We start from the raw sequence: 25,949 nt of genomic DNA on the forward strand, positions 1-25,949 counted from the left end.
AAAATTTGTTAGACAAAAATGCTAGTTGAGTAGGGTTCATGCTGCTGGTGGTGAACTTCAGCTCGGGGTTAGGTGGGGGCGGGGGGATATGTAAGATGCTTAGCCAGGTAGCCAGGGAAGCGCTAGCGGAAATCACCGCCACCATGAAATCTGCTCCTGCTTGCTAGGGAGGACGAGGCAAATATATAGTGACTAAACAGCAAGCTTTTCGCTATATAAGCCAGTAGGCAATGATGCCACAGAAAGATATCCGATGTTGCATACCGTTTTCGCTAGGTTAAACCCTGCTAGTCACCTGTGTCCCCCCGAAAAACCAAAGACTTTAAATAAAATCATTTCGGTTATCGGCATCTTGAGTCTAGTTATTACGGCTCTTGCCTTGGCCGCTCCTACCACTGCGCTAGCTAAGGAAAAGGAATCAATAACGGTAAATGCTACTGCTTTCGGTGCTGACCCCAGTGGTAAAACAGATTCTGCCCCTGCGGTAGAAAAAGCGATAGAAAAGCTGAAAGAGCTGCGAAAAATACACCCGGATAAATCAATAGTGTTACGTTTTCCTACGGGAAGATATGATTTTTACCCCGATAAAGCCCCAGAGCGCACCCTATATGTTTCCAACACGGTGGGTGCAAGTGAAAAATTCAAAAAGAAACGAATTGGAATCCTAATTGAGGATTTAGATGACGTGACTATAGATGGTAGCGGTTCACTTTTTATGTACCACGGAAAAATGACTGAATTCGCAGCCATTAATTCCAAAAAAATAAAAATACAAAATGTAGCTACCGATTTTGCGACCCCAACCGTAATAGATCTCGCGGTAGAAAAAGTTGATAGTGACACCAAGACAGCTACTCTTCTAGTTCCAAAACAATACAACTATTCTTTGAATGGTAATGATATAACGTGGTATTCCGATAGCAGTCCTTATAGTAACCAACGATACTGGACCACAAAGCAATCAGAATTTAGCTATATGCAGGCATATGATGCTTCCAAACAGCAAACTTGGAGAGCTGGCAACCCGAATAGCACAATCTTTGCTAATGTAACCTCTATTAAAGAAATAAAAACCGATAATGCCAGTCATCTAAAAGTTACCTATTCTAGCCCGCTTAACAAGTTGTTGAAAAAGGGAATGTATTTTCAGATGCGGCTGTTAGACCGAGACCATCCCGGAATGTTTATTTGGAAATCTAAAGATGTCGCTATTGAAAAGACTCAGATAGGTTTCTTACACGGCTTTGGGATTGTGGGGCAACATAGTGAAAATATAACTATTGATAATGTTCGGTTTGAGGCTCCTGCGGAAACCGGGCGTTCTACCTCTGGATTTGCTGACTTTATCCAAATGTCAGGAACAAAAGGTAAAATACGGATAACTAATTCCTATTTTTCTAACCCTCATGACGATCCCATTAATGTTCATGGCACATTTAATGAAGTAGTCGAAAAAATAGCCGCAAATAAAATCAGGGTACGTTTCAAACATCATGAAACAGCCGGTTTCCCCAATTACTTCATCGGGGATCAAGTTGAGTTCTCTACTAAGGGGAATATGATTACTGTTCCAGATTCTGTGCGAACCGTGACCGCAGTGGATGGTCCAGACGGTAGGGGAGGAATCCAGGGTGAAGGCTCTGGAAATCTCACCGATATTATTTTGACCTTTGATAAAGACATTCCTGCCCAAATTGGGGTGAACGGCACCCACGTAGTAGAAAATATTACCTACACTCCCGAAGTGGAAATATCGAACAATGTTTTCACCGCCACCCCCACGAGAGGGATTTTGGTAACCACCCGTAAAAAAGTGGTTATAGAGAATAACACCTTTGACGGAATCGGAATGGCAGGAATATATATTTCTAACGATGCTCAAGGCTGGTACGAATCCGGTCCAGTCAGAAACCTAACGATTAAGAATAATACTTTTTTGAATGGCAGTTCCCAGGCGATATTTATACAACCGACTAACCCGACTGTCAGTGAAACAAATACTGTTCATTCAAACGTGAATATTACCGGAAACAAGTTCTATATTCTGAGAGCAGGCGCGCAAAATCCTGCGGGCAGTGGGCGAGATGCGCAGCGAGTCCTAGATGCTAAAAGCACAAAAGACCTCAGTTTCACGGATAACACAATCTGGCTGCAAGACCCCGGAATCTTGACTTTATCGTCAGAGCAGAAGATAGTGCCGGTGGGAGGCAGTATGCGACTGCTTACTTCCGGCAGCCCAATGACAAATACCGCTTTATATCGTCTGCAAGGAAACAAAACCGTTACTATTGCCAATAACAAATATGGGCAAGGCATAGACACTTCCATAGATGTTTCCCAGATGGATTCCGCTAATATCAACATCAGTAATGATTTAGCCAAGACTAATGGGGCAGTTGTAACTAACCCCCCGACCTCACCGACCGTTACTCGCTACTTTGTTTCCTCGAATCCGAACGTAATAAAAGTAGATTCTGAGGGCATAGTTTATGCACTAAGTGAAGGTAGCGCCACACTCACCCTGACAGAAGTTGCAGGAACCGGAGATAAGGCGGTTAAACGCACTTCTAATCCCTTAACGCTGCAAGTTTCAGCAAATTCCGGTGCGCCACAGGAAATCTACAGCTTTACTGATAAGTGGAGCATAGAAACAGAAGATTCGGCTCACCAAATAAAACCTAACGAATTTGGCTTCACTTCCACCTATTCATCTGGAGGTCTTTACCAAGAACAACAAGGAAAAAACATTTTAGTTGGTCAGGTGATAGACCCTGAAAGCTCCAGTGATTTTGAAATTACCGTCAGGCAACAGGGACTAACCAGTTCTTCGTGGTCAGATACCGGAGTTTACCTGTATAAGGATCAAAACAATTACCTTGCTATTCAAAGAAAACACCGCAATGGTAATATCCGAAAGATTGCCCAGGTTAGAGAAAGTTCCGCAAAAGCACAGGAAACTTGGTACGGCGGAAATGAGACTGTACGAGCCGGTGAAAACGCCGAATCCGTCCTCATGAAGTTTTCAAAACAGGGAAATACTGTTACCACCTATTTCAGTGTTGATAACGGAAATAGTTGGAACAAAATCGGGCAAGCAGATGCTAGTTTCCTAGGTAAAGATATAAAACTAGCTTTTGCTTCCGCTAGTAGTTCTGAGCCCGATGGGAATAAGACCCCGGTTTCCTATACGGATATCACCCTAAACGGTAAAAAGATAAAAGTAGGAACGAAGAAAACTGTCCAGGACATAACGCCCAGCGGAAAGATTCCAACCGCAAAAAACACTCAAGCACGGATTACCGGTTCCGTTGCTGGGCTATTAGATGGCGAGATAACTACGATTCCCAATGTTTTTAACTACGCCGCTACTACTGATGCCGGTCATTCCGTGATTAAGGTTGCTTTCAAAACAAGTCCGAAAGCAACTATGCGGCTCCAATTGAATAACAAAGAACTAAAACCAGGTGCAGGTGGAACAATTAATTCTATTCAATTAGCTCCCGGCACAAATATCTTAAAAGCTGACGTTATCGCAGAAGATGGAATAACTCATTCGGTTTACCGATGGACAGTGTTAAATACTGATACTCGGGCTAATAGCACTCCGACCACGAGTGAATCCTCACGCAGCGCGCAAATTAGGGTTCCAAACGAGCAGGCAAACATGGGGACAGCGACTATAGAACCGAACACTATCAAGAGCGTAAAACTGTATAAAGGTGACACTGTTACTTTGAAAGCCACTCCCGCCGAAGGGTATCGCTTCACTGGTTGGCGTCTCGCAGACAAGACAGTATCTTCCGAACCCGAGTTTTCCTATACGCTCGCAGACAGGGATGTCGTATTTAACGCAACCTTCGCCCCTATTTCCTCCCCGGATACTCCTCCTATAGACACTCCTCCCAGCGATACCCCCACTACCAACCCGCCAACAACAGATGGAGCTACCCCCGATACTTCTAGCGGGGGCAAAGCTACCCCCAAGGACGTAGCTTCCCAAAAGGGAACCACAAGGCAAACACAAAGTGGTAAGAACTCAAAACCTACAGTAGCTGGGCTTACAAAAACTGGTTCTCAAGATGTATTTTTACTTGCACTTACATCACTCATTCTAGTTAGTGGGGGCGCAATAATCCGAAAGCGTAAAAGCTCTCAGCTGAGTAAATGATTTTGATTTAGTTTTTCTGCTAGAAAAAACCATGGCGTAGCTCCGCCCCGGTTATTGCTGGGGCGAAGCTAGCCGGGAAAAGAGACTAATCCTCGCGGGAATCGGCTAGGAAAAGTTTGATAGATAAAGGCTCAAGCAGGATATCGTCACCGGCCAGGTTAAGCGAAGGCACGTCCTCGTCAGCTTCTGTAATCGCAGAATCCCATACCTCGTGGTAGGCAGTTCCTCGACCCGGAGCTAAGCGCACATGTTTCGGGGAAAGCATCCCATTGAAAACTGCCAGCAAATCCTGATCTCCATAGGGGCGTCCGGAACGTAACATTTGGAAAACCCGGCTGGCAGGGTCATGCCACGCCCGGTCGCCCATTAATAGTCCCACCTGGTTGTACCACGACAAATCCGAAATCGTGTCCCCAGGGTGAGGTTTACCAGTCAAAAACTTTGAAGGACGGAAAACCGGGTGTTCACGTCGCAAAGTAATCAATTTTCGTACAGCTCTGTAGAGCTCTTTTTGCCACTCCGCCAGTTCCCAATTCAACCAGGTAGTCTCATTGTCTTGACAATAGGCGTTATTATTGCCACCTTGAGTGCGGGCAAACTCGTCACCTGCCAGCATCATCGGGGTACCGGAAGAGATAAACAGGGTGGTAAACATATTGAGGGTTGAACGAATCCTGGCGGCAGCTAACTCTGCTAAAGGAGAATCGGTTTGTAATATTTTCTCGGCTTCATGACCGGGAATAAACACCCGTCCTTCACTACCATGATTCCAAGACAGGTTGTTATCTGAACCGTCGCGGTTGTTCTCTAAATTATTTTCATTATGTTTATGGTCGTAGCTAACCAAATCCCCCAAAGTGAAGCCATCGTGAGCAGTCAGGAAATTAACCGAGCAACGCGGGGAACGGACTGCGGGAATATGCCCAGCCCCGTAAATATCTTGGGAACCAGAAAGGCGAGATGCCAGTTCAAAAGGGGGAGCCCCGCGAGATTCACCCCGAGACTGCGCCCGCCCATCGGATACCCAAAAACCGCGGACGGTGTCCCGGTAACGGTCATTCCAGGTAGAAAACGGTAACGGAAAATCTCCAGTCTTCCAGCCATCTGGTCCGACGTCCCAAGGCTCGGCAATCATTTTAACGTCCCGCAAAACCGGGTCATCTAAGCAGGCTTGGAAGAAAGGATGGAAACGGGTGAAATGCTCCTCGCCACGCGCGCAAGTAACCGCCAGGTCAAAGCGGAAACCATCAATCCCTACCTCGGAAACCCAGTAACGTAAAGAATCAAGAATCATTTGGACTACTCGCGGATGGGAAGTATCCAAAGTATTTCCGCAACCGGTGTAATCAATGTTTCCACCTTGGGAATTCAGGCGGTAATACATAGCATTATCTAGGGCGCGCCAAGAAATTGCCTGTCCATCTGAACTGCCTTCACAGGTGTGGTTATAGACCACATCTAGCAGCACTTCTATCCCATTTTCATGCAGAATCGAAACCATGTCCCGGAACTCATCAAGGACTGCGGTAGGGCCTAGACAGCGAGCCTTACTGGTGGCGTAGGAGGGTTCCGGAGCGAAATAGGACAGGGAGGAATATCCCCAATAGTTATTTAATCCCCGCTCGTTTAAGAATGCTTCCGAGAGTTTAGCGTGCACCGGCAATAGTTCAACCGCGGTGATTCCCAGGTCTTTTAGATAGGAAATAGTTACCGGGTGTGCCAATCCGGCGTAGGTCCCCTGTAGTTCCTGGGGTATTCCCGGTAACTGTTTGGTGAGCCCCTTGACATGAGCCTCGTATATTACGGTATTTTCCCAGGAGGTTTTAGGACCGGGAACTACCTCAAACTGTTTATCTACTACCACTGCGCGTGCCGTAAAGGGCGCCGAGTTGGTGGGGTCTAATTGGAAAGGATACAGCGGGTAGAGCGCCGCATCTGTTTTATGGGCGTAGGTTTGGCTGCAAAGCTCAACGTTTCCACTAATCGCGCGGGCATAGGGGTCGAGGGCGAGCTTATAGGGGTTAAAAAGATGTCCCTGTTCCGGATTCCACGGTCCCCAGGCGCGAAAGCCGTAGCAAGTTCCAGCCGTTATCCCGGCAACGTGGCCGTGCCAAATACCATCTGTTGGTCCGAGCAATCGGTAGCGCGTTTCTTGGGCTGTAGGTTCTCCGGAAGTGAAAAAACAGACTTCTACCGCCTGGGCATTAGGGGCGGTGACAGCAATATCAACCCCGTCTCCCTCTAGATATACCCCTAGGCGGCTAGGTTGGGTTGCACCAGCGTTTACCGAGGGACTGGACGGCTGAAAAGAGTCGTTCACTAAATGCACAAGGTGAATCCTATATCTTGACTGTCTGTCCACCTATTTATACAGGTAAAAAGCTTATCTGAGCTTTTTATTTTAGAACCTTTCCCCTTTGGAAAAGTGGCTAATCAGGGGTAGTCAGGGCTAATCACCGCTGCTGTCGATAAGGAATTGAGGCTAGGGGATAGGAGACTAATAGGGCGGTTATAAATAATGCCGATACCAGTAACCAGCTGCTATGCCAATTTTTAGCGGTGGCGAATACTTGCGCGGTAATACCTAGGGGAAACAGGTGCTGCGTCACTACGATAGTAAAGAAAACTAACGTAGGTGTAACTATAGATACTGCTCTACCGGCTAAAAGGAGGGCGAGCATGGACAGGGAACCCAAAACGATAGGGGTACCGAGAAAACCGATTATACCGGGAAGTTGATAGCCCAGTTCGCTCCATTTGATGCGTAAATACCAGGTGATAGCGGGTAGGCAAGGGCTAATGATCACTAAAGCGGTGAAAATGCTGTGGATCGCCCGACGGGTTGGGGGAGCTTTAAGCTCAGCCTTATTGAAGTGCGGCTTGGTAAATGTGGGGAGAAAACTGGCGGCAATGAGTGCGCATATCTCTGCGATACCTACTGCGCGGGCAGGAAACCCGGCTTTCACGCTAACCCCGATGTAGGTCATGGGGAAAGATAGGGAAAGTATGGATAACGCAATCAGGAACAACGCACCCACGTAGGCGTTGCGGGCGTGCAGGAATCCATTAACGGTGTTCATAGCGTTTTGTTTTTCAGGGAGCAGGAGGTGATGAGCTTATTTTGGGTGTGCAGGAAGGAGCTAAGTTCCCTCTCGCTCATGTGCGCAAATGTGGAGTTTACCTCCGGAGAAATATGTTCGGCTAGATTGGGGTATTTGGCGCGCTGAAGCAGCTCATGGGCGATTGCAGAATTGAGGTCGTGACTTTCGATAGTTTTCGTCTTGTCGATACAGCGGTCAGTGGTAGCCGCGCTCACCACTTGCCAAGCAATGCTTTCTTCCAGGCTATTAGCAACGTTTTCGCTATCATAAGGACCGGAATCCACAATGATGAAAGCCTCGCCGTTTCTCGGTAAATCTCGTTCAACAACGGCATCGTCGCTAATGGTGGTTAGCAGAGAATTGATTCCCACCTTTTGTAGCCGGGTGATACTTTTTTGTATCGAAGTGCGTGCTGGCAGGTTTTGTTCATGTAGGCAAACCTGGAGCTCTTGAATCCTAAAGCAACTGGTTTTCACCGGTCGGTGAACGGTTAGCAATTCTGGTCGCCATACAAAAGCGCATCCGACCAGCGCAAGGACGCATACTATGGGAACTATTTGGGGGAGTAGAAGATTTCTCTGGTGCGCAGATGAACCTGGGTTTTTGCCTGTAAGCGGGAAACTTAATGCGCTGTAGCCTGCTAACAGCAGCGTGCAGGCAAATATCAGCGAGAAGACTGCTACTGCCGGATTGGTTTCAAAACGAGCCGAGCCCGCTACCTGGTGAACCGGAAATAGCAGAGCCAAAGAACGCAGTATCGGTTCGGAAATTATTGCCATTAGAGCAAAAGTAGCGACCGATATCAGGGGTGCTATAAAGATTCTTTTTATGGCAACTCCGGTGAAAAAACCGATAGCGACTAGCGTTATAACCCCAGAAAAAGCGACCAGTAAGCTTGCCCACGACGCACTTTCACCACTCCCGTAACGGCTAGTGATGTAGGACGGATTTTGCGGACATTCAAAATAAAAAAGAATGTGGAGGTAACAGACAATGGCAAAATCATTATTTGAGGAACTGGGCGGCAAATACGAAAGGCAAGGGGATTATTTGATACCGTGCTTAACTGTACCCGCCGAAGAAGAACAGGCAATAGGCATCTGGGGGCAACGGCATTTAGATTATCTAAAACAGTACCGTAAAGTTACATACACCAATCTTCTTACAAGCGGCAGGCTAAACGCCTACCTTGCCGACATCAACAGACAGGCACAGGAACGCTTTGAAAGGCTCATAGAGGGTATGAAACAGGCACAGGGCATAACGGAACAGCTAAAGGCAGAAAACGCCTTAGAATGGACAGGATGCCTCAATAACATAAGGGCTTGTGCGAGGGAGATTGTGGAAAAGGAAATTATTTTTGCATAAACAGATGATTAGTGGCAGGGGGAAATCCTGCCGCTTTTTCTGCTTTAGTTTGTCAGCTTGACAAATAAAGGGTTAAGGAATATAATTAGATTCAGTATTATACAAGGAGTTAATAAATATGCGGCAAGGTATTCTTAAATAAACTGTCAATTTGATAGTGGGAACAAAAAGTAGCAGTCCCGTTTCACTTTTAATATGGGGCTTAGTTTTTTGTACCCAGTTTAAGAATACTTTTATCATGTAATTTTATATGCCCGAAAACATATAAGTGTTTTGGGGCTATTGGAGTTATTTACCCAGTGATAGGAGTATTTATCACTGGGTATTTTTATGCCCTTTTTTGGGTGTTGATAGGAGGAAAATCACATGAAAATAATTAACTTAGGCATTCTGGCTCACGTTGACGCAGGAAAGACAACATTAACGGAGAGTTTATTGTATACCAGTGGTGCAATTGCAGAACCAGGGAGCGTAGATAAAGGCACAACAAGGACAGATACAATGAATTTGGAGCGTCAAAGGGGAATCACTATCCAGACAGCAGTGACATCTTTTCAGTGGGAGGATGTAAAAGTCAACATTATAGATACGCCAGGCCATATGGATTTTTTGGCGGAAGTATACCGTTCTTTATCCGTATTAGACGGAGCAGTATTATTAGTTTCTGCAAAGGATGGCATACAGGCACAGACCCGTATACTGTTTCATGCACTACAGACAATGAAGATTCCGACAATTTTTTTCATCAATAAAATTGACCAAGAGGGGATTGATTTGCCAATGGTATATCAAGAAATGAAAGCAAAGCTTTCTTCGGAAATTATAGTGAAGCAAAAGGTTGGGCAGCATCCCCATATAAATGTAACGGACAATGACGATATGGAACAGTGGGATGCGGTAATTATGGGAAACGATGAACTATTAGAGAAATATATGTCAGGGAAACCGTTTAAAATGTCAGAACTGGAACAGGAAGAAAACAGGAGATTCCAAAACGGAACGTTATTTCCCGTTTATCACGGAAGTGCTAAAAACAATCTGGGGATTCGGCAGCTTATAGAAGTGATTGCCAGTAAGTTTTATTCATCAACGCCTGAAGGTCAATCTGAACTATGCGGGCAGGTTTTTAAGATTGAATATTCAGAGAAAAGGCGGCGTTTTGTTTATGTGCGTATATATAGCGGAACATTGCATTTGAGGGATGTTATTAAAATATCTGAAAAAGAGAAAATAAAAATCACAGAGATGTGTGTTCCGACAAACGGTGAATTATATTCATCCGATACAGCCTGCTCTGGTGATATTGTAATTTTACCAAATGATGTTTTGCAGCTAAACAGTATTTTGGGGAACGAAATGCTGTTGCCGCAGAGAAAATTTATTGAAAATCCTCTCCCTATGCTCCAAACAACGATTGCAGTAAAGAAATCTGAACAGCGGGAAATATTGCTTGGGGCACTTACAGAAATTTCAGATGGCGACCCTCTTTTAAAATATTATGTGGATACTACAACGCATGAGATTATACTTTCTTTTTTGGGGAATGTGCAGATGGAAGTCATTTGTGCCATCCTTGAGGAAAAATACCATGTGGAGGCAGAAATAAAAGAGCCTACTGTTATATATATGGAAAGACCGCTTAGAAAAGCAGAATATACCATCCACATAGAAGTCCCGCCAAATCCTTTCTGGGCTTCTGTCGGGTTGTCCATAGAGCCGCTCCCTATTGGAAGCGGAGTGCAGTATGAAAGCAGAGTTTCACTTGGATATTTAAACCAATCGTTCCAAAATGCGGTTATGGAGGGGGTTCTTTATGGCTGCGAGCAGGGGCTGTATGGATGGAAAGTGACAGACTGTAAAATCTGTTTTGAATATGGATTGTATTATAGTCCTGTAAGTACCCCCGCAGACTTTCGGCTGCTTTCCCCTATCGTATTGGAGCAGGCTTTAAAAAAAGCAGGGACAGAACTATTAGAGCCATATCTCCACTTTGAAATTTATGCACCGCAGGAATATCTCTCACGGGCGTATCATGATGCCCCAAGGTATTGTGCAGATATTGTAAGTACTCAGGTAAAGAATGACGAGGTCATTCTGAAAGGAGAAATCCCTGCCAGATGTATTCAAGAATACAGGAACGATTTAACTTATTTCACAAATGGGCAGGGAGTCTGCTTGACAGAGTTAAAAGGATACCAGCCAGCTATTGGTAAATTTATTTGCCAACCCCGCCGCCCGAATAGCCGTATAGATAAGGTTCGGCATATGTTCCACAAGTTAGCTTAACAGCTTGCAAAAGTCATATAAAATGAGATTTGAAAGGATTAGAGACTAATTATGATGAAATGCGAATGGATATTGTGTCCTGTTTGTGGGAGCAAAACCCGTAATAAAATTAGGAAGGACACTGTTTTGGAGAATTATCCCCTTTATTGTCCAAAATGCAGACAAGAAAGCTTGATTAAAGTTGACAACTTGAAGATAACTGTCATCAAAGAGCCAGACGCTTAAGACGCAGAGCCGATGAAATTGTGGAACAATTCACGAATCATCGGCTCTTTTTGTTTCGTATTTGAAAGAACAAACTCACCAAATAAAAAAAACGATATTCGGGTGGGTTATTTTGTTATACCCTAAATTACCCTCTGAATTTGTTTTTAAATTTGGAGGGATTTTTTTATGTTCTTTTTTCGGGCGGTTATTCATCTGCTCATACGAAGTAAAATTTATCAATACATAGCATATCAGAGAATGGCAGGAAACCAGTTAAAAAAATTTCTGCCAGTGCAGCGGTACTTCTCACCTTGAAAGTGGAAGTACAATCTCCATACAACAGAATTTGTATTTCCCATAACCGTGAAGGTCACAGAGCCTTTGCGGTTTTTCTTTTGTCGTTTTTTGTTGGAAAGTGCCGCAGGGCTGTTTCTGGTGTGCGTTGCCGCTCCCCGCCTCTCCATCTGGATTTTTACATTTCAAAAATTCAGATTGGAGGTATTAGCGGTGAAATACGCACCAAGAAAAGTATATATCAAAGAAAGCGGCGGCTATGTGGAACTGTCCTATACGGATTTCTGCCGCCGCAGGCAAGCCGACAAGGGATATATGGACAAGCTGTTTATCCCCGTCCAAGGTTGTCTGCTTGAAGTCGTAAGGGAGCAATATGCGGACTTCTACCGTGACAGGGAGCGGTGGCGTTACCTGCAATAATTAGATGCGAGGAACAGCCTGCTATCTCTGGACGGATTTACGGACAGCGAGGGGAATCCTCTGGACTTTATCGCTGATGAAGCGGCGGACATTGCGGAAACCGTTGTCAATGCTGTTATGGTGGACAGGCTGAAAGCCGCCCTGCCTTTGTTGTCGGATAGTGAGCAGGAGTTGATACAGGCAATCTTTTTTGACGGACTTTCCGAGCGTGAAGTCGGGGCGAGGTTAGGCATAACCCAGAGCGTTGTGAACAAACGCAAAGCCAGAATCCTAAGAAAACTAAGAAAGATAATAGAAAATTAAAATTTAAGGCGTTCAGCCCCCTTGTTTTTTCCTTTGGGAAAATGAGGGGGCTTTTCTCTGCCCTCTCAATCAATTCTGATTGGAGGAAGAAAGAATGGCATACAACCACGGACGGGAGGACAGGAAATGGCGTATCTGGAAAGAAGCGGAGGAAAAGCTGCTGCGTGAGTGCGGCGTTGATGAAGTGACCATTGAGCAGATACGCATAGCGGACAGGGCAGACTTCAATTCCAACAGGCGGTTTTACCGATGGACGAATGAAGTAAAGCAGTGGGGTGCAGCCAAGAAGATGCCCGGTAATAGCGAATGCAACGATGATTCCCAGTTGTCGCATGGCGGCTTTAGATCGCATTTTACCGGTGCTATTGACCTGAAAAATTCCTTGTCTAGGTCAAATCATAATGGCTATGGCACTGCTTGCCCCTGCTAGTAGAGAACCAGGAATCAACAAAGCATCGTGAAGTAAACGGTTAGTTTTTGACCAGAGGAAATAATCTGCCTGGAGGGTAGAGATAGAGGCGATGAAAGCTCCCGCCGCCATAATCACGAACACGAAAGCTAGAATAGTTTTTGGGATTGGCCACCAAGTTAGTTTCTGTTTTAGCTTCATACAACTGACGCTTTCAAAGAATCATTAACTGCCTGGTCATAGGCGCGCTCGATTGCGGTACTGGTGACGCTGTTTTCGCCGGTAAATCGGTGGACGAAATCGCTAACTGAACCAGCGAAAAATGAAGTCCCTCCACTGAGCAGGACAATTCTTTGGGCAATTTGGGTAACGTCCTCAATTAAGTGGGTACTTAAAAGTATGCAACGGTTTTTTGATAGTTCAGAGATTGTTTGCCGCAGATGATAGCGGTGCGAAGGATCTAAACCTACTGTTGGTTCGTCAAGAAGTAGTAACCGAGGATTGTCGATTATTCCTACCGCTAGGGCTACTCGTTGTCGTTCTCCGCCACTGAGAGTTCGCACCCGACGTTTCAGTAGTTTTTCTAACGATAGGGTATCGATAACTTGCTTAACGCTTTGCTCTTGGGAGTCGCCATTTTTCCCGCACAGCCACGCGGCATAGTTTAAGACTTGAATTACCTTAGCTCCCGCGGGCATTTCCGAAGATTGCGGGACGTAGCCGATTTTATATTGTTCAGGTATTTGTATGTTTCCAGAAGTTGGACGCAGCGCGCCAGTAATACATTTAAAAAGAGTCGATTTTCCAGCACCGTTCGGTCCTAAAAGTACCGTCACGCCCGCTTCAACCTCGAAGGTGACATTAGAAAAAACGGGGTGCTTGCGGTAGGCGAAAGAAAGATTATCAATAACCAAAAAAGCAACCTTTCATTGGAAAGCCGGGTGTTAACCGCAAGTAGCAATCTAGGCGGATTACCAAAGGCATCACTTGAACAGATGCAATAAGTATATACGTGAGGGCAGTAACATTTGAGGAAAAACTTCCTCTGTGAGCAAAGAGGACGTGCTGGCTACTTTTTCACTGGGAAAGCTTGTGGCAAGGTAGAAGTATGAGGATTGTCGTAACTGTAAAACATGTACCCAACCCGCAATCTGAGCGGCGAATCGAAAACGGTCACGTGGTGCGCGGAGAAGAAGATACCCTGAACGACCTGGACGAAAACGCCATCGAGGCAGCGCTCAGCGCGAAAGCGGCACTGCCGGAAGCCGAGATTATTGCCCTTACTATGGGGCCGGAGGGGGCAAAGAAAGCCCTGCTGCGCGCCCTCCAAATGGGGGCAGACCGGGCATATCACCTGTGCGATTCGGCGCTAGCAGGCTCAGATGTGACCGTGACTGCCCGGGTGCTAGCGCGGGCAATCCAAAAAATCGGGGACGTTGATTTGGTGGTTTGCGGAAGTTCTTCCCTTGACGGGATGACCTCGATGCTGCCGGGAGCGCTAGCAGCTACCCTGGGGTTGCCGGTAATAACCGATGCTTCTGAAGTTAGCTTCAGCGCCGAGGCGGTGGCAGCCACCTGTTATCAACAGGGAACTTACCTCGGCTTACGGGTAAAATATCCCCTGGTGCTTTCGGTAAATGATGAAGCTAACCGGCCGCACTATCCCGGATTTAAAGAAATGCTGGCGGCAAAGAAAAAAACCATTGTGCAATGGGATTTAAAAGAGCTAGAACTTAGCCCTGAAGAAGTAGGGGCAGCTGATTCTGGCACAGAAGTCTTGGATGCCCAGCTGTATAGCCAAGAAAAGAACCAGGGAACGATAGTTACCGACTCGGCAAACGCTGGCGAAGCATTAGCGAACTACCTGGTCGAATCCGGTTTTGCGCAGAAGAAGTAGGAGGAAATCGTGAGTGAGAAAATAGCAAAAGACGTCCTAGTTTTCGCCCATCCAGATGCGGCGCATCCTCAGCATTTATCGGTAGCGGCCGCGCGCCTGATTACTCTGGCGCGCGAAATCACCAGTGGCAAGGTAGTAGCGCTCGCGCCCTCCTCAATTACCCCCCAACATTTCTCGCAGGTCGGGGTAAAAAAGGTTTACTATTTCAACCCGGAAGAAACTGGAACCTGGCAGGTAGGGGCAATCCTGGCTGACCTGGTGGTTTCGGCGGTTCGCAGCAGCGATTTCGGAGTTGTTTTATTGCCTTCCACCTCTTGGGGGCGGGACGCAGCCGGACAAGGCGCGATTCTCCTCGGTTCAGGAGCTAGCGTGGACGTGACCAACCTAAAGGTGGCTGACGGAAAATTGATTGCCGGTAAATCGGTGCTCGATGGCACTTGGGAAACCAGCTACTATATGCGTCGCGGGATTCCAGTGGTGGCTATGCGCACCACTTCGCTTTCAGCGGTTCCGGCAGCCGAAGCCGGCGAAGTAGAAACCGAGAATCTCCCGGTTCAGCTGCGGGAATCCACAAAACGGATTCAAGTAGTCTCTAGGGAAGAAACCGGTTCCACCCATGCCGGTCTAACCGAGGCTCCGGTAGTGGTATGCGTTGGTCGTGGCGTGAACAGCGACTTGAAACCGGCTGAAGAACTGGCAGAAGTCTTAGGGGGCTCGGTGGGGGCTACCCGGGTAGTCTGTGAACAAGGGTGGATGGATCGAGCCGCCCAAATCGGACAATCCGGGATTTCTGTCGCCCCCAACCTCTATATCGGGATGGGGATTTCCGGGGATCACCACCATGTCTGCGGGATTAGAGGAGCCAAAAAAATCGTGGCTATCTGTGATGATCCCGAGGCGCGCATTTTTGAAATGGCAGACTTCGGGGTGGTCGGGGATTTATTCACCGTGGTTCCAGATGCCCTCTCTAGAATCAAACCGTTGGACGCATAGTGCAGCTAACCTACCTCGATAACGCCGCTTCCGAGCCGCTGCGCCCTAATGCTCTTGACGCGATGGCTGACGCTGCGCGTTCGGTAGCGAGCCTAGGGCTTAATCCGTCCTCGGCTCATGCCGCCGGGCGTAGGGGAGCAGCCCTGTTAGAAACTGCGCGCGCCCAGGTAGCGAGGGCGCTGGGCGCTGAACCGGCAGAAGTTATTTTCACCGGGGGCGGCACCGATTCTTGCGCCCTTGCCTTGCGCGGCCTGGCTAGGGCAGTGCGCCGCCAAAATTCTTCGCGTACCCAAGTGGTAATCAGCCAGGTAGAACATGATGCGGTTAGGCTCAATGCCCGCGACTTGGTGGCAGATGGATTTGAGCTGAAAGTGCTGCCAGTTACTTCCCAGGGGGTAGTTGATTTAGAGGACGTGCGCAGCCTTAATCCCGCCACCGTGGCAGTACTGTCGGTGATGAGCGTATGTAACGAGAATGGCGTTATTCAGCCTCTTCGCGATATCTGTCAGATCGTGCGGGAAAAAGAACGTAAATACGTACCGGAAAAGGCTGCTGTTCTTCCTGAAATATCTCTACCTGGTAATACTTCCAGGAAAAGTGCAGATAAAAGCCGGATCGCTATTCACACCGACGCGATAGCCGCCGCCGGGCGCCAAGAAATAAACTTCGCTAAATCACCCGTAGATGCCCTTTCTCTCGCCTGTCACAAGGTGGGCGGTCCGGCGTCCTTGGGAATTCTGCTAGCTCGCCGGGAAGTAAACATCGACAGCGATAGGCGCGGGGGAGGGCAAGAGCGGGCGCTCAGAGCTGGTACTCAAGATGTGATTGCTGCGGTAGGGGCAGCGGCAGCATTCGCGGCAGCCCAGCAGGAACTAGCAGAAACTACCCGACGCCACCAGCAGTTACGAGAAAAACTACTGCAAGGAGCGCTAGCAATACCGGGAGTAAAACTAGCTAGCGACGCCCCGGCAGTACCCGGCATTGTCCAGTTTGTGCTGCAAGGTGCAGAGGCAGAAGGACTGCTATTTGCCCTGGATCAGGCGGGAATCTGTGCTTCTGCCGGGTCAGCTTGCCACACCGGGGTAGCCCGCCCCTCCCCGGTACTATTAGCACAAGGCTACAGCGAAAAGGACGCCCTCGGATCTTTACGGTTATCTTTTGGCTGGTCCACGTGTCAGGAGGACATAGACCGGTTTTTACAGGCACTACCGCAAGCCTTGAGTGCCTCCCGGAAACTAGCAGAGCGGGAGAGGAAATAAATGAAAGTATTAGCAGCGCTCTCTGGTGGAGTAGATTCCGCGGTCGCCGCCGCCCTCGCAGTCGAGGCCGGACACGACGTTACCGCCGTACATATGGCGCTAAGCGCTAACCAGACCCAAAACCGTTGCGGCTCGCGCGGATGCTGCACGGTAGAAGACGCTTCCGATGCCCGCCTGGCTGCCTCCATGCTGGGGATACCGTTTTACGTGTGGGATATGGCGGAAACCTTTGAGGAAACCGTAGTAGAAGATTTCCTCAATGAATACCGCCGGGGACGCACCCCTAACCCCTGTGTGCGTTGCAACGAGTTCGTAAAATTTAGGGAACTCGCTACCCGCGCCGATGCGCTGGGATTCGATGCGGTGTGTACCGGGCATTACGCGCGCGTTTTGAACGGACCGGGTGGAGTAGAACTACACCGCGCCAAATGTATCGAAAAAGACCAATCCTACGTATTGGCGGTAATGGGGCGGGAAACTCTCGAGAAAGTGATATTCCCGCTAGGGGAGTATGAATCGAAAAGCCAGGTGCGCGCAGAAGCAGAGCGGCGCGGTCTGCCCATGTCTGCCAAACCAGATTCCTACGATATTTGTTTTATCGCTGATGGGGACACCGGCGGTTTCTTACGTTCCCACCTGGGTGACCAGGTGGGAAAAATCGTGGATACCTCCGGCGCGGAAGTTGGCACCCATTCGGGGGCGTACCAGTTCACTATCGGGCAACGCAAAGGACTAAACCTGGGTAGACCGGCTGCCGATGGTCGTCCCCGCTACGTCCTCGGTACCGATATGAAAACCAATACGGTAGTAGTTGGAGCCAGTGAGCTACTCAGTGTAGACATCATCGAAGCGAGTGACGCGGTATTACTGACCGATTCGCGAGATTCAGCGCTAGCGGGGCAGGTAGAAGTAACTTTGCAATATCGCGCCCACGGGAGCGAAGTACCAGCGAAAGTATGGCTGCGACAAGACGGAACTTTGCGCGCCCAGCTGCTCACCCCCACCCGCGCAGTCGCCTCCGGACAATCCCTAGTGGTTTATTCCGGGAATCGTGCAATATGTGAGGCAACTATCGAATGTGCATTTAAGCAGGAAAATCCGTCAATGTGATAGAACGAATTGGCAAGGAGGGGCTGGGGTAGGTTAATATATTCAAGCCAGCGCGAGTGGCGGAATTGGTAGACGCGCTAGATTTAGGTTCTAGTGTCTTACGACGTGCGGGTTCAAGTCCCGCCTCGCGTACCACAGCAAAATGCTTTAGCCAGCGTAAACGCATAGTTTAATCTACTTTCGTATTGCTAGAGTTGCGCCAGATAGATATGCTCAGGTAACAACCGTGAATCTTAAAAGGAACAACATTGGCAGAACTACAGGTTGGGCAAATAGCCCCAGATTTTACTTTACCCACTGAGCAAGATCAGGAAATTAGTCTCCAAGAACTGCTGAAACAATCCGAAAAAGGCGCCGTAATCTACTTTTACCCCAAGGCATCGACCCCTGGCTGTACTACTGAGGCCTGCGATTTCCGGGACTCATTAAACTCACTAAAATCAGCTGGATACGCAGTCATGGGGATTAGCCCCGATAAAATCCCGGCTCTAGAAAAGTTCCGGGAAAAGCAAGACCTAAACTTCCCCTTAGCCTCCGATCCGGAACGCGAAGTAATGAGCAGCTATGGAGCATACGGGGAAAAGAACTCCTATGGTCGCCTGGTAAAAGGAGTAATCCGCACCACCATAGTAGTAGGTAAAGATGGAAAAGTCGTGCTGGCAAAATATCGGGTACGCGCCAAAGGACACGTTGCTCGTCTGCGTAAAGAACTGGGAATCGATTAAAAACAGTTAGCGCCTTCGGATTAGGGGTAAAACCTAGAAGTGGCTGGTAACAAGGGAAATAGACCTGGTACGCCACCGGGGACTCGAACCCCGAACCCTCTGATTAAGAGTCAGATGCTCTAGCCAGTTGAGCTAGTGGCGCAGGTAAAAGTCAAAACGACTTTCGTACGCCACCGGGGACTCGAACCCCGAACCCTCTGATTAAGAGTCAGATGCTCTAGCCAGTTGAGCTAGTGGCGCATCGCTGCTAAACGCAACGAAATAAACTTTATCCCGCCAGGTGCGTCCTAGGGAAACCGATAACCGCATTGGGAGCAGATTCACATGCGGAAGAAAACTAAGACAGAGCCGGGATAAACTGGTGGGCATGGCGTCAGCGAAAGATTTTGTTCATCTTCATGTTCACACTGACTATTCCATGTTGGATGGGGCAGCACGTATCGGAAAACTGGTAGAGCGGGCAGTCGAAATCGGGCAACCAGCAGTAGCAATCACCGATCACGGATACCTGTTCGGGGCATACGAGTTTTATAAAGCCGCCACCGACGCTGGCATTAAACCCATAATTGGGCTTGAAGCCTATATCACCCCCGGAACCTCCCGCTTTGATCAGACCCGGCAACGGTGGGGAGAAGAAAGCCAGCGGGCAGATGATGTATCGGCACGCGGCGCCTACACCCATATGACGCTACTTTCCCGCACCACCGAAGGAATGCACAACCTGTTTCGCTTAGGGTCGCTCGCCTCCATCGATGGGCAGATGCAAAAATGGCCGCGCGCCGACCGAGACCTGCTGGAACGCTATTCAACCGGACTGATTGGAACCAGCGGATGCCCCTCGGGAGAAATCCAAACCCGTCTGCGCCTAGGACAGTGGGAAGAAGCCAAAAAAGCCGCTGGAGAACTGCAAGATATTTTCGGTAAAGAAAACTTCTTTGTCGAACTGATGGATCACGGACTCAAAATTGAGCGCCGGGTACGCAGCGAGCTACTTGAACTCGCAAAAGTTATTAACGCGCCCCTCATCGCCACCAACGACTCCCACTATGTTCTCGAAAGCGACCAACCCACCCAGGACGCTCTGCTGTGTATCAACTCGGGTTCGCGCCTAAACGATGCTGACCGCTTCCGATTCGAGGGCTCAGGGTATTACCTGAAAACGGCAGAGCAAATGCGTGAACTCTTCTCCGAATTCCCCGAAGCCTGCAATAACACCCTGAAAATCGCGGAAATGTGCGAAGTACATTTCAAAACCACCGCCGAGGGCGCCGACTATATGCCCCAATTTACGGTTCCGGCCGGAGAAGACACCACCAGCTGGTTCGTAAAAGAAGTCCAACGCGGCCTACACCGACGATACCCGCAAGGCATACCCGAAAAATCCCAAAAACAAGCCGACTACGAATGCGGAATCATCACCCAGATGGGATTCCCCGGATACTTCCTGGTAGTAGCCGACTATATTAACTGGGCGAAAGCGCAAGGAATCCGGGTAGGGCCGGGACGTGGCTCCGGAGCCGGATCCATCGTGGCCTACGCGATGGGGATAACCGAACTCGACCCCCTCGAACATGGGTTAATGTTCGAGCGCTTCCTCAACCCCGAGCGGGTATCTATGCCCGATATTGACGTAGACTTCGATGAGCGCCGGCGCGGAGAAGTCATCGATTACGTGACCGAAAAATACGGGAAAGACCGGGTCGCACAGGTAGTCACCTACGGCAAAATCAAAGCCAAACAGGCCTTAAAAGACTCCTGCCGGATCATGGATAAACCCTATGCGTTAGGCGATCAGCTCACCAAGAAAATGCCCCCCGCGATTATGGGTAAAGATATTCCGCTCTCGGGAATCTACGATGACAAGCATCCGCGCTACGGGGAAGCCAGCGAATTTCGTCAATATGTTTCCGATAACGAGGGCGAAGTAAAACCAGTTATCAAAATGGCGCAAGGTCTAGAAGGGCTAACCCGCCAATGGGGAGTGCACGCCTGCGCCGTAATCATGTCCAGCCATGATTTAACCGATATTGTCCCCATGATGAAACGACCCGCTGACGGGGCAATCATCACCCAATTCGACTATCCCACCTGTGAAACCTTGGGACTGTTGAAGATGGATTTCCTGGGGCTACGTAACCTGACCGTCATCTCGGACGCCCTCGACAATATCGTGGCTAATGGGAAAGAACCCCTAGATTTAGAGCAAGTTCCCCTAGATAACCGCCCCACCTATGAGCTACTTTCCCGGGCAGAAACCTTGGGGGTATTCCAGCTGGATTCCGCGGGAATGAGGTCGCTAATGCGGCTAATGAAACCCACCGAATTCTCCGATATATCCGCGGTCGGCGCCCTCTACCGGCCTGGTCCTATGGGGGCAAACTCGCACACCAACTATGCTTTGCGAAAAAATGGACGCCAAGAAATCGAGCCCATTCACCCCGCCCTCTCCGAAGCCCTCGCCGATATTTTGGACGAAACCTACGGCCTTATCGTCTACCAGGAACAGGTAATGGCAATCGCCCAAAAAGTCGCTGGCTATTCCCTGGGGCAAGCAGATATTTTGCGCCGCGCCATGGGCAAGAAAAAGAAAAAGGAGATGGATAAACAGTATTCGCGTTTCCATGACGGAATGATTGAACGCGGATACCCGGAAGAGGCAGTCAGTAAACTATGGGAAATTCTGGTTCCATTCTCCTCCTACGCGTTCAATAAATCGCACTCTGCAGCCTACGGGTTAGTTTCCTATTGGACGGCGTATCTAAAAGCCAACTATCCCACCGAATATATGGCGGCACTGCTGACCTCCACCAAAGATAACAAAGATAAACTAGCCCTGTACCTGCGAGAATGTCGGCGCATGAATATTGCGGTACTCCCGCCGGACGTGAATGCCTCCGCCTCAGATTTCACTGCGGTTGGCGAGTCTATCCGTTTCGGTCTATCGGCGGTGCGCAATGTCGGAACTAACGTGGTTGCTGAAATCGTGAAAACCCGAACCGAAAAGGGAGAATTCACCTCTTTCCACGACTTCCTAGACAAAGTTCCGATTGAGGTTTGTAACAAACGAGTAATCGAGTCCTTGATTAAGGCCGGAGCTTTCGACTCTTTAGGGCACAGTCGTCGTCCCTTAGAATCTATCCATATCGAAGCGGTTGATTCAGTAATCGATGTGAAACGAAACGCCGCTATGGGGCAAGAAGACCTCTTCGGCTCGATGAGTAAAGATGCGGGCGTATCGTTCACCATCCAAATTCCAGATTTACCGGAATGGGATAAATCGCAGAAACTGAAATATGAACGCGATATGTTGGGACTTTACGTTTCTGACCACCCTCTCCAAGGAATGGAAACTATTCTCGCTCACAACAGTGACACCGAGATTATTGATCTTTCTTCCGATGATGGGGTGAAGGACGGTCAGCAAATCCAGATTTGTGGGTTAATCACTGGTTTGCAACGTAAAACCACTAAACGAGACGGTAACCTGTGGGCAATCGCCACGATTGAAGATATTTCCGGGGCTACCGATGTCTTGTTTTTCCCGCAAACCTACCAAAAGTATTCACAAGACCTGGTAGAGGACGAGATTGTCAGTGTACGAGGGCGGGTGCGGGTTCGTGACGATGAAGCCTCGCTATATGCGCAGGAACTAACCTTGCCAGATATTAGTCAGGTTAAAAACGGCCCGCTAAATATTTATATCCCCGCTAATCGGCTAACCGAAGAAGTTGCTGGGAATCTGCGTGAAGTGCTTGCTTCTAGTCCCGGACAAAGTCCAGTACGAATGCATCTATATACTTCCACCGGTTTTACAATAGTTCAGCTTGGAGATAACTTGCAGGTAAACTATGGTTCTGGCTTGGCTGCGCAGCTTAAAACCCTGCTAGGTTTACATTGCCTAGAAAAACGCAAATAACCTTCCGTACACCGCCGGTTTAGTCCTGACGTTCCGCCTGAGACAGGCGGTATCCCACCGTACGGGTTGGGTCGTAAAAGCGCTCGGGGCAGAAGTTTTTCCGTCGGTTCCCGCACGGAGCCTGGGTTTTTCCTCCCTTCCGCGCACAGGGGCGGGCGTGGGGGAGAAGTTTTTCCTCCTGCCCAAGAATTCGGAAAACGTGGCGGCGCTTTCCGAATTCTTATGCCCACCGCACCCACTCGGATAAAACTTCTCCCCCATGCAAGGGGCACAGCTGGTAGCAGATTTCCGCAAGGTACGTACTGAGCGTGCAGGAGCGGATTTAGTTCCCGCATCCTACCCCTCGGCATGAATCTGCGCCCCCGCTCCTAGTCGGAGGAAACTTTCCCTCTGCATTTCTGGTCTTACTTCCGTATCTTTTACCGGCTATGCCCCTTTTGGCTGACGTTTTGACCCTCCCGGTGCGGTTTCACCCTCCCGAGATGGGAAATATGGTTGAAATTGGGGTGGTTTGCCGGTTTTGGGAGGGTGCTTTTGTCTTGGGAGGGTGAAACTGTTCTGGGAGGGTGGTGTTGTTGTCCTGCATATTTCCTGGTTGTATCTGTCTGCCTGACGTTATCACCCTCCGGGGACGGAATCGCCCTCCCGAGATGGGAATTGTGGTCAATATGGAGGCTCTTTGGCGGTATTGGGAGGGGGATTTTGTCTGTGGAGGGTGAAAATGCTCCTTAGATTGTCGTAATTGCCTTTGCATATGCCGGGAAGTTCCGCGCTCAGAATGGGGGTGCTTTTAGCGATCTAGGGTGACAATAACGAAAGATATTAAAGGGAAACCTGCGCGCCGTTAGTACCCTCAGGGAGATTAACCCGCACCACATCGCCGGGCTTAAGGGCACTGCCACGGCGGGTTTCTACCTCGCCATTGACCGTAACGTCACCGGATTGAATCAGTATTCGCGCCTCGGCTCCGTCCTCTACTAGGTTGGCAAGTTTTAGAAACTGTCCTAGTTTTATGACACCGCGCACGGAAATAGCGGGTAAGGTCGGGCTGTTATTATTTGTCACGTCTCAAATGATACTAGACTGATAACAGTATGACTTTATTGATGCACGGTGGAGGAGCTAAATGAGCAACCCCGAACAGGTAAGAATACCGGACGCAAATAATCAAGGCGGAGCTAACTGGCCCTTTGCAACTCCGCAGGTTCCATCCAGCTCTTCACCACAAACCATGTCTGCATCTGGGCAGCCAGCTCCGGCATTTCCGGCTCCTGCCGCTCCTCCTGCCCAAAATGTTCCCCAGTACACTCAGCCGAGTACCGCTTCTACGCCCTACACCCCTGCGGGATTCAACCCCCTGCCGGCTAGTTCACAGGTTGCATCATCTTTAGAGCAGCCAGCAGCTAATCAATCAGTATCAACACCGGCAGAGGTTCCTAGCGTTCAGCGGCAACCAAGCAATTCACTCCCGGCGGCGGTCACAGGTTTTTCGGAAACTGCTGAGCTAGCGGCTTTACCAATAGTTGATCCGGTACTTGAACAAGTCTCGGTTCAGCAGGCGTCCTCGAATATAGCTGAGAATAGTTCGGCAGCTACCGCCCACAGTGAACCCGAGCCTGAAAAAAATGAAGGTTCAACGACTTCTAAGGTCAAAGACTTGCAGGTATCGGCGGTAGAGATTAAACAGTCATTACATCAACAGGCGCAAACGCCCTGGTGGTTAGATGCGCTGGTGGCGCTATCTTTGGCGGGCGTGATGGTGTTCAATGGTTTCGGTATGAACCTAGGAATGCGGATAGGATCCCTGATAGTAATGGTTATCGCCCTGGTCTTAATTACCTGGTATCAGGGGGATGCGCAAGAAAAATCCAATACTTTCCTGGCGGCAGTGCTTTTGGGTACGGTCTGTGGATTCCTATCGGGTCTGATAGTGGTTGCTGCCTCTCTCTATATGGTTTCCCCGATTCCCGCCTGGTATCCCTGGGTATTGTGGCTGGTCTCGGCGGTGCTGTTGTATTTAACCTATCGAGGTTTCCGCGATTGGGTAATGCGCAAACTTAACCAGAAATCCGAAAAATAAACTGTAAACAAAGTCAAAACATTTTATTTACTGGACTTCGCAGCGGCGAAAAGCGTTAAAGGATTTAGCATATCCTCATGCTGTCAATTACCGATTTTCGCTCAGGTATGCCTACCGGAATAGCGCTACGTGACGCGCTTCCTCGCGCAAGTATGAACGTAGAGGACGCAGCCGAGAAAATTCGTCCCGTTCTGGAGGACGTAAAACTGCGAGGTGCGCAGGCGTTACGGGATTGGGCAGAAAGATTTGATGGGGTTAGACCGAAATGTTTACGGGTCGAAGCCGCAGAGCTTTCTAAAGCACTGGAACAATTAGATCCCCAGGTTCGCGAAGCAATGGAAATAGCTATCGCCCATAACCAGGCGGGACATCGCGCGCAACTGCCAAATGAACAGGTAACTCAGATAGTGCCGGGGGGTACGGTTACGCAACGCTGGATTCCGGTAGAGCGTGTGGGGCTATACGTTCCGGGGGGATTAGCGGTCTATCCGTCCTCGGTAATTATGAATGTGGTGGCAGCTTCAGTAGCCGGGGTGGAACAGATTGCGGTAGCTTCCCCGCCGCAAGCACGTTTTGGCGGTAGGGTTCACCCCACAATCTTGGCTGCTTGCCAGTTGCTGGGAGTCAGCGAAGTCTATGCGGTGGGCGGAGCGCAGGCAATTGCAATGTTTGCGTATGGCGCGAAAGGGCAGGCAGGTCTGGATTCCGATACGCTATGTCAACCGGTAGATGTGATTACTGGTCCAGGAAATATTTTTGTGGCAGCAGCTAAACGCCTGGTGCGCTCGGTATGTGGTATCGACGCGGAAGCCGGTCCTACCGAAATTGCAATTATCGCAGATAGCGGCGCAAATCCCACCTTGGTGGCTGCGGATATGATTTCGCAGGCAGAACATGACCCGAACGCGGCTTCGCTCCTGTTTACTGACAGTGAGGAACTTGCTACTGCGGTTGAAGACCGAATCGTTAGGGAAGCGAAAGCGACAAAACACTCCGCGCGGGTGCGGGAAGCCCTCAGCGGCAAACAATCCGGAATCGTATTGGTAAAAGATATGGAGGACGCGGTTAAGGCGGTTAATGCTTACGCTCCCGAGCATCTGGAAATTCAAACCGAAAATGCTCATGAGCTTGCCCAAAAAATCCGTAATGCAGGAGCTATTTTTATTGGTTCTTACACTCCGGTTCCGCTCGGGGACTACCTGGCAGGTTCAAACCATGTGCTGCCCACCGGAGGAACAGCCCGCTATGTGGGAGGACTTTCGGTAATGGCATATCTAAAACCGGTGCAGCAGGTCGAATATGACCGCACCGCCTTGAAAACAATGGCGCATCCGCTCACCGCCTTTGCGGATGCCGAAGATCTTCCGGCACATCAAGAAGCTGTGAACTGCCGATTTAGTTAATAAAAGATAG

21 protein-coding genes and 3 tRNA genes are annotated in these 25,949 nt (G+C 49.1%); 16 read left to right on the forward strand and 8 right to left on the reverse strand.

Annotation, left to right across the window (positions count from 1 at the left end):
• Positions 1 to 253 precede the first annotated feature (253 nt).
• A complete protein-coding gene (locus PG728_RS00280) occupies positions 254 to 4,168 on the forward strand; it encodes a right-handed parallel beta-helix repeat-containing protein (RefSeq protein WP_270625001.1) in 3,915 nt (1,304 codons plus the stop codon).
• 85 nt (positions 4,169 to 4,253) lie between these two features.
• On the opposite strand, the gene glgX is transcribed toward PG728_RS00280, so the two are convergent.
• The 3 genes from glgX to PG728_RS00295 all read right to left on the reverse strand — a co-directional run bounded on the left by glgX (position 4,254) and on the right by PG728_RS00295 (position 8,048).
• On the reverse strand, positions 4,254 to 6,497 hold the full coding sequence (gene glgX, locus PG728_RS00285) for a glycogen debranching protein GlgX (RefSeq protein ID WP_270625023.1): 2,244 nt from the start codon (positions 6,495 to 6,497) through the stop codon (positions 4,254 to 4,256).
• 124 nt (positions 6,498 to 6,621) lie between these two features.
• Positions 6,622 to 7,248 (reverse strand): hypothetical protein, encoded by a 627-nt coding sequence (locus PG728_RS00290; protein WP_270625025.1) that lies wholly within the window; start codon positions 7,246 to 7,248, stop codon positions 6,622 to 6,624.
• Positions 7,245 to 8,048 carry a hypothetical protein gene (locus PG728_RS00295; RefSeq protein WP_270625027.1) on the reverse strand — a complete coding sequence of 268 codons (804 nt, stop codon included), beginning with the start codon at positions 8,046 to 8,048 and terminating at the stop codon, positions 7,245 to 7,247. Before PG728_RS00295 ends, PG728_RS00290 begins: the two co-directional genes overlap by 4 nt.
• A gap of 214 nt (positions 8,049 to 8,262) precedes the next feature.
• On the opposite strand from PG728_RS00295, the gene PG728_RS00300 reads away from it, so the two are divergent.
• The 6 genes from PG728_RS00300 to PG728_RS09400 all read left to right on the forward strand — a co-directional run bounded on the left by PG728_RS00300 (position 8,263) and on the right by PG728_RS09400 (position 12,577).
• Entirely contained in the window at positions 8,263 to 8,637 is a 375-nt protein-coding gene (locus PG728_RS00300; RefSeq protein WP_001129922.1) for a TnpV protein, read from the forward strand.
• Positions 8,638 to 9,003: 366 nt separating this feature from the next.
• Complete coding sequence (tet(O), locus tag PG728_RS00305; protein WP_000691759.1) at positions 9,004 to 10,923, forward strand: tetracycline resistance ribosomal protection protein Tet(O); 1,920 nt, start codon at positions 9,004 to 9,006, stop codon at positions 10,921 to 10,923.
• A 54-nt stretch (positions 10,924 to 10,977) separates the two neighbouring features.
• Positions 10,978 to 11,148: a cysteine-rich KTR domain-containing protein gene (locus PG728_RS00310; protein WP_223213393.1), complete on the forward strand. Its 171-nt coding sequence runs from the start codon at positions 10,978 to 10,980 to the stop codon at positions 11,146 to 11,148.
• A 345-nt stretch (positions 11,149 to 11,493) separates the two neighbouring features.
• Positions 11,494 to 11,844, forward strand: a complete 351-nt coding sequence (locus PG728_RS09390; RefSeq protein ID WP_456300831.1) for a hypothetical protein — start codon at positions 11,494 to 11,496, stop codon at positions 11,842 to 11,844.
• Positions 11,845 to 11,913: 69 nt separating this feature from the next.
• A complete protein-coding gene (locus PG728_RS09395) occupies positions 11,914 to 12,147 on the forward strand; it encodes a sigma-70 family RNA polymerase sigma factor (RefSeq protein WP_456300835.1) in 234 nt (77 codons plus the stop codon).
• A gap of 94 nt (positions 12,148 to 12,241) precedes the next feature.
• A complete protein-coding gene (locus PG728_RS09400; protein ID WP_456300832.1) occupies positions 12,242 to 12,577 on the forward strand; it encodes a hypothetical protein in 336 nt (111 codons plus the stop codon).
• On the opposite strand, the gene PG728_RS00325 is transcribed toward PG728_RS09400, so the two are convergent.
• Positions 12,539 to 12,757 carry a hypothetical protein gene (locus PG728_RS00325; protein ID WP_270625031.1) on the reverse strand — a complete coding sequence of 73 codons (219 nt, stop codon included), beginning with the start codon at positions 12,755 to 12,757 and terminating at the stop codon, positions 12,539 to 12,541. The two genes, PG728_RS09400 and PG728_RS00325, sit on opposite strands and share 39 nt — an antisense overlap.
• The gene (locus PG728_RS00330) at positions 12,754 to 13,470 is read right to left on the reverse strand and encodes an ABC transporter ATP-binding protein (RefSeq protein ID WP_270625033.1); all 717 of its coding nucleotides are present in this window, start codon (positions 13,468 to 13,470) and stop codon (positions 12,754 to 12,756) included. The genes PG728_RS00325 and PG728_RS00330 overlap by 4 nt, the downstream gene beginning before the upstream one ends.
• 194 nt (positions 13,471 to 13,664) lie before the next feature.
• Between PG728_RS00330 and PG728_RS00335 the strand changes: the two genes are divergently transcribed.
• From PG728_RS00335 to PG728_RS00360, 6 genes are all read left to right on the forward strand, one after another.
• The gene (locus tag PG728_RS00335) at positions 13,665 to 14,453 is read left to right on the forward strand and encodes an electron transfer flavoprotein subunit beta/FixA family protein (RefSeq protein WP_270625035.1); all 789 of its coding nucleotides are present in this window, start codon (positions 13,665 to 13,667) and stop codon (positions 14,451 to 14,453) included.
• 9 nt (positions 14,454 to 14,462) lie between these two features.
• Positions 14,463 to 15,446, forward strand: coding sequence for an electron transfer flavoprotein subunit alpha/FixB family protein (locus PG728_RS00340; protein WP_270625037.1), 984 nt, complete (start codon positions 14,463 to 14,465; stop codon positions 15,444 to 15,446).
• Complete coding sequence (locus PG728_RS00345) at positions 15,446 to 16,705, forward strand: cysteine desulfurase family protein (protein ID WP_270625038.1); 1,260 nt, start codon at positions 15,446 to 15,448, stop codon at positions 16,703 to 16,705. Before PG728_RS00340 ends, PG728_RS00345 begins: the two co-directional genes overlap by 1 nt.
• Positions 16,706 to 17,815 carry a tRNA 2-thiouridine(34) synthase MnmA gene (gene mnmA, locus PG728_RS00350; protein ID WP_270625039.1) on the forward strand — a complete coding sequence of 370 codons (1,110 nt, stop codon included), beginning with the start codon at positions 16,706 to 16,708 and terminating at the stop codon, positions 17,813 to 17,815. It abuts the gene before it with no gap.
• 50 nt (positions 17,816 to 17,865) lie between these two features.
• Positions 17,866 to 17,950 (forward strand) — tRNA-Leu (locus PG728_RS00355).
• A gap of 113 nt (positions 17,951 to 18,063) precedes the next feature.
• On the forward strand, positions 18,064 to 18,540 hold the full coding sequence (locus PG728_RS00360) for a peroxiredoxin (RefSeq protein WP_072510062.1): 477 nt from the start codon (positions 18,064 to 18,066) through the stop codon (positions 18,538 to 18,540).
• Positions 18,541 to 18,605: 65 nt separating this feature from the next.
• Here PG728_RS00360 and PG728_RS00365 read toward each other — a convergent pair.
• A tRNA-Lys gene (locus tag PG728_RS00365) sits at positions 18,606 to 18,682 on the reverse strand.
• A gap of 24 nt (positions 18,683 to 18,706) precedes the next feature.
• A tRNA-Lys gene (locus PG728_RS00370) sits at positions 18,707 to 18,780 on the reverse strand.
• 127 nt (positions 18,781 to 18,907) lie between these two features.
• Between PG728_RS00370 and dnaE the strand changes: the two genes are divergently transcribed.
• Positions 18,908 to 22,456 (forward strand): DNA polymerase III subunit alpha, encoded by a 3,549-nt coding sequence (gene dnaE / locus PG728_RS00375; protein WP_270625042.1) that lies wholly within the window; start codon positions 18,908 to 18,910, stop codon positions 22,454 to 22,456.
• 822 nt (positions 22,457 to 23,278) lie between these two features.
• Here dnaE and PG728_RS00380 read toward each other — a convergent pair.
• Complete coding sequence (locus PG728_RS00380; protein ID WP_270625044.1) at positions 23,279 to 23,521, reverse strand: RNA-binding S4 domain-containing protein; 243 nt, start codon at positions 23,519 to 23,521, stop codon at positions 23,279 to 23,281.
• A gap of 61 nt (positions 23,522 to 23,582) precedes the next feature.
• On the opposite strand from PG728_RS00380, the gene PG728_RS00385 reads away from it, so the two are divergent.
• Together PG728_RS00385 and hisD are read left to right on the forward strand one after the other, a co-directional pair.
• A complete protein-coding gene (locus PG728_RS00385) occupies positions 23,583 to 24,536 on the forward strand; it encodes a hypothetical protein (RefSeq protein WP_270625046.1) in 954 nt (317 codons plus the stop codon).
• 77 nt (positions 24,537 to 24,613) lie between these two features.
• On the forward strand, positions 24,614 to 25,939 hold the full coding sequence (gene hisD, locus PG728_RS00390) for a histidinol dehydrogenase (protein ID WP_270625048.1): 1,326 nt from the start codon (positions 24,614 to 24,616) through the stop codon (positions 25,937 to 25,939).
• Positions 25,940 to 25,949: the final 10 nt, after the last annotated feature.

The organism is Varibaculum timonense, from assembly GCF_027694345.1.
In the GTDB taxonomy this organism is placed as follows: domain Bacteria; phylum Actinomycetota; class Actinomycetes; order Actinomycetales; family Actinomycetaceae; genus Varibaculum; species Varibaculum timonense_A.

What these genes read in the sequence shown, in the direction of transcription:
- PG728_RS00280 (WP_270625001.1), top strand. Translation starts at nt 254, where the DNA reads ATGTTGCATACCGTTTTCGCTAGGTTAAACCCTGCTAGTCACCTGTGT.
- PG728_RS00335 (WP_270625035.1), top strand. Translation starts at nt 13,665, where the DNA reads ATGAGGATTGTCGTAACTGTAAAACATGTACCCAACCCGCAATCTGAG.
- dnaE (WP_270625042.1), top strand. Translation starts at nt 18,908, where the DNA reads ATGGCGTCAGCGAAAGATTTTGTTCATCTTCATGTTCACACTGACTAT.
- PG728_RS00310 (WP_223213393.1), top strand. Translation starts at nt 10,978, where the DNA reads ATGAAATGCGAATGGATATTGTGTCCTGTTTGTGGGAGCAAAACCCGT.
- PG728_RS00385 (WP_270625046.1), top strand. Translation starts at nt 23,583, where the DNA reads ATGAGCAACCCCGAACAGGTAAGAATACCGGACGCAAATAATCAAGGC.
- PG728_RS00300 (WP_001129922.1), top strand. Translation starts at nt 8,263, where the DNA reads ATGGCAAAATCATTATTTGAGGAACTGGGCGGCAAATACGAAAGGCAA.
- PG728_RS00290 (WP_270625025.1), bottom strand. Translation starts at nt 7,248, where the DNA reads ATGAACACCGTTAATGGATTCCTGCACGCCCGCAACGCCTACGTGGGT.
- PG728_RS00325 (WP_270625031.1), bottom strand. Translation starts at nt 12,757, where the DNA reads ATGAAGCTAAAACAGAAACTAACTTGGTGGCCAATCCCAAAAACTATT.
- hisD (WP_270625048.1), top strand. Translation starts at nt 24,614, where the DNA reads ATGCTGTCAATTACCGATTTTCGCTCAGGTATGCCTACCGGAATAGCG.
- PG728_RS09400 (WP_456300832.1), top strand. Translation starts at nt 12,242, where the DNA reads ATGGCATACAACCACGGACGGGAGGACAGGAAATGGCGTATCTGGAAA.
- mnmA (WP_270625039.1), top strand. Translation starts at nt 16,706, where the DNA reads ATGAAAGTATTAGCAGCGCTCTCTGGTGGAGTAGATTCCGCGGTCGCC.
- PG728_RS00295 (WP_270625027.1), bottom strand. Translation starts at nt 8,048, where the DNA reads ATGGCAATAATTTCCGAACCGATACTGCGTTCTTTGGCTCTGCTATTT.